5 protein-coding genes are annotated in these 4,324 nt (G+C 73.2%); 1 reads left to right on the plus strand and 4 read right to left on the minus strand.

The genetic code is table 11. The features are described from left to right. Positions 1-977 (plus strand): 4-hydroxyphenylpyruvate dioxygenase family protein (locus AOK11_RS24085; protein ID WP_206188915.1); only part of this gene is annotated, 977 nt, incomplete at its 5' end. 37 nt (positions 978-1,014) lie between these two features. On the opposite strand, the gene AOK11_RS24090 is transcribed toward AOK11_RS24085, so the two are convergent. From AOK11_RS24090 to AOK11_RS24105, 4 genes are all read right to left on the minus strand, one after another. Beyond that, positions 1,015-1,599, minus strand: a complete 585-nt coding sequence (locus AOK11_RS24090; RefSeq protein WP_055595822.1) for a histidine phosphatase family protein — start codon at positions 1,597-1,599, stop codon at positions 1,015-1,017. A 5-nt stretch (positions 1,600-1,604) separates the two neighbouring features. Next, complete coding sequence (gnd, locus tag AOK11_RS24095; RefSeq protein ID WP_055595823.1) at positions 1,605-2,540, minus strand: phosphogluconate dehydrogenase (NAD(+)-dependent, decarboxylating); 936 nt, start codon at positions 2,538-2,540, stop codon at positions 1,605-1,607. Between the two features lie 145 nt (positions 2,541-2,685). Further along, positions 2,686-3,621 carry a glucose-6-phosphate dehydrogenase assembly protein OpcA gene (opcA, locus tag AOK11_RS24100; protein ID WP_055595824.1) on the minus strand — a complete coding sequence of 312 codons (936 nt, stop codon included), beginning with the start codon at positions 3,619-3,621 and terminating at the stop codon, positions 2,686-2,688. After that, on the minus strand, positions 3,618-4,324 hold a 707-nt coding region (locus AOK11_RS24105; RefSeq protein WP_167353830.1), incomplete at its 5' end, for a glucose-6-phosphate dehydrogenase. The genes AOK11_RS24105 and opcA, both read right to left, overlap by 4 nt.

Genomic DNA, 4,324 nt, shown 5'->3' on the forward strand with positions numbered 1-4,324 from the left:
CCACCGGCTTCGCCTTCGCCGAACTCGTCACCGCCGACGCCGAACCCCTCACCGGGCTGCTGGGCGCCCTGGGCTTCGCCCGCACCGCCCGCCACCGCAGCAAGCCCGTCGACCTCTGGCAGCAGGGCGAGGCCCGGATCCTCGTCAACACGGGAGCCGTCGTACGCCGCGACGGGGCCCAACTCGCCGCAGTCGGCCTGGAGTCACCCGACCCCGGCGGTGCCGCCGACCGCGCGGAGGCCCTGCTGGCGCCCGTGCTGCCCCGCCGCCGTGCACCCGAGGACGCCCCGCTGGACGCGGTCGCCGCCCCCGACGGCACCGAACTGTTCTTCTGCGGCGCCGGGCGCGACGCCCGGCACAGCGACTGGCGGGCCGACTTCGAGGACGTCGGACAGCCCCCGGCCGCCCCCGGCGTCCGCCGCATCGACCATCTCGCGCTCACCCAGCCCTGGCACCACTTCGACGAGGCGGTCCTCTTCCACCGCAGCGTGCTCGGACTGGACGCCGAGGACAGCGTCGACGTCGCCGACCCCTACGGCCTGCAGCGCAGCCGTGCGGTCAGCAATCCCGACGGCACCGTCCGGATCGCCCTCACCGTCGGCGCCGCACCCACCGACGACACCGTGCACGCCCAGCACATCGCGTTCGCCACCGACGACGTGGTCGCCGCCGCCCGCCGGTTCCGCGACGCCGGCGCCCCGTTGCTGCCGATCCCCGCGAACTACTACGACGACCTCGCCGCCCGCTACGAGTTCGCCGACGGCGAGCTGGAGACGTACCGCGAGCTGGGCATCCTCTACGACCGCGACGAGGCCGGGGGCAGCCTGCGGCACTGCTACACCCGCACCGTCGGACGGGTGTTCTTCGAACTCCTCCAGCGTGACGGCGGCCACCGCGGCTACGGCGCCCGCAACGCGCCGGTACGACTCGCCGCCCAGCACGCCGTACGGACCGCGAGCGCCCTCGGCGGCGGCTGAGGAGCCGGGAGCAGGTTCCGCCGGGCCGGGTCGTCGCTCAAGGCCGGGTGTTCCACTCCGCGATCACCGGATCGCCGTGCTCCAGCGACAACCGGCTCAGCGTGCCCGTCTCCAGCCGGAACAACCGTCCGGCCGCGGGCGGCAGGCCCAGCCGGCGTGCCGCCAGGACCCGCAGCAGGTGGCCGTGGGCCACGAGCATCACATCGCCCGCCTCGAGCTCCCCGGCCACCTTGGACAGCACCCGGTCGGCCCGCTCGCCGACCTGCCCGGGGGACTCGCCGGGAAACTCGGGACCGGGCGGCACGCCGTCGGTCCACAGGTCCCAGCCGGGCCGGGAGCGGTGGATGTCGGCGGTGGTCACGCCCTCGTAGCCGCCGTAGTCCCACTCCCGCAGGTCCGGCTCCGGCAAGGCGTCCGCCAGACCCGCCAGTTCGGCGGTGCGCCGGGCGCGGGCCAGCGGGCTGGTGAGGACGAGGGCGAAGGAACGGCCTTCGAGCAGCGGGGTCAGTGCCCTAGCCTGCGCCTCGCCGGCCTGGGTCAGGGGCAGGTCGGTACGGCCGGTGTGCCGCCCGGCCCTGCTCCACTCCGTCTCCCCGTGCCGGGCGAGCAGCAGATCGCCCACGGCCGCTACGCCCCGTCCGGGCTTTCCGGGCTTCCCGGGGCCGCCGGGGTCTCCGGGTCGGGCTGGTCCGCGGACGCGACCGCGTGCCCGCCGAACTGCTTGCGCAGCGCCGCGACCATCTTCATCTGCGGCGAGTCCTCCTGCCGGGAGGAGAACCGGGCGAACAGGGAGGCCGTGATCGCGGGAAGCGGCACCGCGTTGTCGATGGCCGCCTCCACGGTCCAGCGGCCCTCGCCCGAGTCGTCGGCGTAGCCGCGCAGCTTCTCCAGGTGGACGTCCTCGTCCAGGGCGTCGACCGCGAGGTCGAGCAGCCAGGAGCGGATGACCGTGCCGTTCTGCCAGGAGCGGAACACCTCGCGGACGTTGTCCACCGAGTCGACCTTCTCCAGCAGTTCCCAGCCCTCGGCGTACGCCTGCATCATCGCGTACTCGATGCCGTTGTGGACCATCTTCGCGAAGTGCCCGGCACCGACCCGGCCGGCGTGGACGTAGCCGTACGGGCCGTCCGGCTTGAGCGCGTCGAAGATCGGCTTCAGGCGCTGCACGTCCTCCTCCTCGCCGCCGACCATGAGGGCGTACCCGTGCTCCAGCCCCCACACACCGCCCGAGACACCCGCGTCGACGAAGCCGATGCCCCGGGCGCCCAGCTCCTTGGCGTGCTTCTCGTCGTCCGTCCAGCGGGAGTTGCCGCCGTCGATGACGGTGTCACCCGGCTTGAGCAGGCTCCCCAGCTGGTCGATGACGTGCTGGGTGACGGTACCGGCCGGGACCATCACCCAGACCGCGCGCGGCCCGTCGAGCCGGCCGACGAGGTCGGCCAGATGGCCGACGTCGGAGAGGTCGGGATTGGTGTCGTAGCCGACGACGGTGTGTCCGGCGGCGCGAATGCGCTCGCGCATGTTGCCGCCCATCTTTCCGAGACCAACAAGACCGATCTGCATCTCAGTTCACTTCCCGATGTCGTGGTGGGCGGCCCACCGGGGCGGCGGGTCGGTGCGGACGTGTCACGGATGCCGGGCACGGCCGGGGCCCTCGGGGACGAGCGGGGTCCTCGCGCACGGGCGGGACCTCGGCCGGGCCGGGACCTCAGGCAGGGGCGGGGGCCTCCTCGGCGGTCTCGCCGCGCAGGGCGACGGCGTACATCTCGTCCGCGTCGAGCCGCCGGAGCTCCTCGGCGATCAGCTCGGACAGGGGGCGGACCTTCAGCGCGAGCCGCCGCGACGGCTGCCCCGGCAGCGACAGGGTGGCCATCGGGCCCTCCGGACGGTCGATGACGATCTCGCCTTCCACCGTGCCCAGCCGTACCCCCGTGACCACGGGGCCGTCCGTCTCCACCCGTTCGACCGGCACCTTCAGCCGGGCCCCGAGCCAGCGCGCCAGCAGCTCCGCGCTGGGGTTCTCGGCCTCGCTCTCCACGGCCGCCGACGTCACCGTCAGCCTGGCCTGGTCCAGGGCGGCGGCCAGCATCGAACGCCACGGCGTCAGCCGGGTCCAGGCCAGGTCGGTGTCGCCGGGCGCGTAGGCGCGCATCCGGGCCGACAGGACCTCCAAGGGGTTGTCCACCGCGTACAGGTCGGTGATCCTGCGCTGGCCCAGCGCGCCCAGCGGGTCCTTCGAGGGGTTCTCGGGCGCGTCCACCGGCCACCACACGACCACCGGCGCGTCCGGCAGCAGCAGCGGCAGCACCACGGAGTCGGCGTGGTCGGACACCTCGCCGTAGGTGCGCAGGACGATGGTCTCGCCCGTACCGGCCGCCGAACCGACCCGCACCTCGGCGTCCAGCCGAGGGTGGGTGCGCTCGCGCGGGGTGCGGGCGTGCCGCTTGATGACGACCAGCATGCGTGAGGGGTGCTCGTGCGAGGCCTCCTCGGCGGCCTTGATCGCGTCGTAGGCGTTCTCCTCGTCCGTGACGAGCACCATCGTCAGGACCATGCCCACCGCGGGGGTGCCGATGGAGCGGCGGCCCCGTACCAGCGCCTTGTTGACATCACTTGCCGTGGTGTCGGTCAGATCGATCTTCATGGCCTGCGCCAGCTCCGTCCGTCTCGTGCGAGCATCTCGTCGGCTTCCGCGGGTCCCCAGCTGCCCGAGACGTACCGGGCCGGTCTGCCGTGGGACGCCCAGTACTCCTCGACCGGGTCGAGGATCCTCCAGGACTCTTCCACCTCCTGATGCCGGGGGAACAGGTTGGAGTCCCCGAGCAGGACGTCGAGGATGAGCCGTTCGTACGCCTCCGGGCTGGACTCCGTGAACGACTCGCCGTAGGCGAAGTCCATCGACACGTCCCGGATCTCCATCGAGGTGCCGGGGACCTTCGAGCCGAACCGCACCGTGACACCCTCGTCCGGCTGCACCCGGATGACGATGGCGTTCTGCCCGAGCTCCTCGGTCGCCATCGTGTCGAACGGCGAGTGCGGCGCCCGCTGCAGGACGACCGCGATCTCGGTGACCCGGCGGCCCAGCCGCTTGCCGGTGCGCAGGTAGAAGGGGACGCCCGCCCAGCGGCGGTTGTCCACGCCCAGCTTGATCGCGGCGTAGGTGTCGGTGGTGGAGCCCGCGTCGATGCCGTCCTCCTCCGCGTAGCCCCGAACCCGCCTGCCGCCCTGCCAGCCCGCCTCGTACTGCCCGCGCACGGTGTGCCGGCCCAGGTCCTTCGGCAGCCGCACGGCCCGGAGCACCTTCAGCTTCTCGGTGAGCAGCGACGCCGCGTCGAAGGAGGCCGGCT

Source organism: Streptomyces hirsutus (assembly GCF_001418415.1).
Lineage (GTDB): Bacteria > Actinomycetota > Actinomycetes > Streptomycetales > Streptomycetaceae > Streptomyces > Streptomyces hirsutus.

Excerpts from the sequence above, each read along its gene's own strand:
- opcA (WP_055595824.1), bottom strand. The coding sequence starts at position 3,621 with ATGAAGATCGATCTGACCGACACCACGGCAAGTGATGTCAACAAGGCG.
- gnd (WP_055595823.1), bottom strand. The coding sequence starts at position 2,540 with ATGCAGATCGGTCTTGTTGGTCTCGGAAAGATGGGCGGCAACATGCGC.